This window comes from Gordonibacter sp. (genome assembly GCF_036667095.1).
Classification (GTDB): Bacteria; Actinomycetota; Coriobacteriia; order Coriobacteriales; family Eggerthellaceae; genus Gordonibacter.
Genome location: NZ_JAVWUP010000368.1, coordinates 1 through 1,443, shown reverse-complemented (window position 1 = coordinate 1,443; position 1,443 = coordinate 1). Strand labels below are relative to the sequence as shown.

At 55.2% G+C, this 1,443-nt stretch carries 1 protein-coding gene; it reads right to left on the bottom strand.

Annotated elements, in window-relative coordinates; all coding sequences use genetic code 11:
* Positions 1-105: 105 nt before the first annotated feature.
* Positions 106-1,215 carry a DMT family transporter gene (locus tag RR842_RS14675; protein WP_332554455.1) on the bottom strand — a complete coding sequence of 370 codons (1,110 nt, stop codon included), beginning with the start codon at positions 1,213-1,215 and terminating at the stop codon, positions 106-108.
* Between the last annotated feature and the right edge of the window lie 228 nt (positions 1,216-1,443).

The window sequence follows — 1,443 nt, the reverse complement described above, 5'->3', positions numbered from 1 at the left end:
ATCCGTGTATGCCCTGTTTGGTGAAGGCTGCCAGCAGCTCGTCTTCGGTCTTTGCTGTCTCGAACTCCATCGTGGCGGCAAGGTGGGTCAGGTTCTTGGTGATTTTCATAGGTCGCCTCCTCGTGCGGGGGATCGATCTTCCAAAGCTTCTCTTACTTCCTCTTCATCCAGGTGCGCTTCGAGGTTTTCACGTATCTCGGCTTCCTTCTCTATCTTGTTGCCCGCTTTGCTGGCAGCTGCGGTGGAGAAGAATATCTGGGCCACGCCGCCCGCGATGATGAGCGCGCCGCCGATAATCTGGAAGGCGGTCATTGTCTCGCCGAACATGAACAGGCCCAAAAGAGAGGCCATGATGGTTTCCTGGTAGGAGATGGCGGCAAGCTCGCCGGCCTTCAGGCGCTTGGTGGCGTGCGTCAATAGGTAGAACGCGCCGAAGCCGGTGATGAGTGCCGCGGCGATGAGTACGACCCAAGACGCGCCAGGCATGGTGAACATGTTCCAGGCATGGGTGATGATCTGGCCCGAAGCGTCGAACTGCGTCACGCCGTTGATCTTCTCGGTATAGGAGAGCGGCTGCAGGAAGAAGTGATGCCAGATAAGCAGTACGACGATAGCCAGCGATCCAAACAGGAAGTTCCACCAGGAGCGGACGTTGGAATCGCAGTCCTCACGGTAGCGCGAGAAGAACAGGTAAAGACCGTATGCTACGCCCGAGGCGAAGGCAATGGCGTTACCAAAAGCGTATTTCGGATCGAGGTCGAGAGTGAGGCCTTCCGGTGTGACGATACCCACAATAAACAGCATACCGATAACTACGGCGATGATGCAGAGTATGCCCTTAATATTGAGCTTCTCTTTGAGGAAGATAGCCGCGAGGATGGTTGAGTATATGGGGCCGGTGTAGATAAGGAATGATGCGTTGGCTAAGGTGGTGTACTGTGTAGACAGGCAGTACAAACCCGAAAGCAGGCCGAGGAATACACCCGAGAGCAGCATCATGCCGGAAAAACGCGTTTGCTTGAGCTTTTTCCAGCTTCCTCCAATGAAGCAGAAGATGAGTGATAAAGCTATGAGCCCAGCGAAGTTGCGCCAAAACGATACGAAATCGCCCGGTGCGTCAATGAAGCGCGTGAAGGCTCCGATACCGCCCATCAATGAAGATGAGGCGAACATCATGATAAAGCCGATAAGCTTATATTTTGCTTGTTTGTTCATGAACCCCTCCTAGCTGCGGCGTCGTATCGTCCGGGTTTCGGTTTTCCGGCTTTTCCCAGACGCTGCACTAGGTGGGATAAAGGCGGTGAGACCGAAAACTCAAAGACTGACACGGGCGCTGCGGCGCCGCTACGATATATGACGTAAACTGGCAAAACCTCCAGCCCCGCGAGGGGGTTTCGAGCAAGGAGTGCCGAGGGGCTCGGCAGAACGAACCGCTCGAGGGGC

Excerpts from the sequence above, each read along its gene's own strand:
- RR842_RS14675 (WP_332554455.1), bottom strand. The coding sequence starts at position 1,215 with ATGAACAAACAAGCAAAATATAAGCTTATCGGCTTTATCATGATGTTC.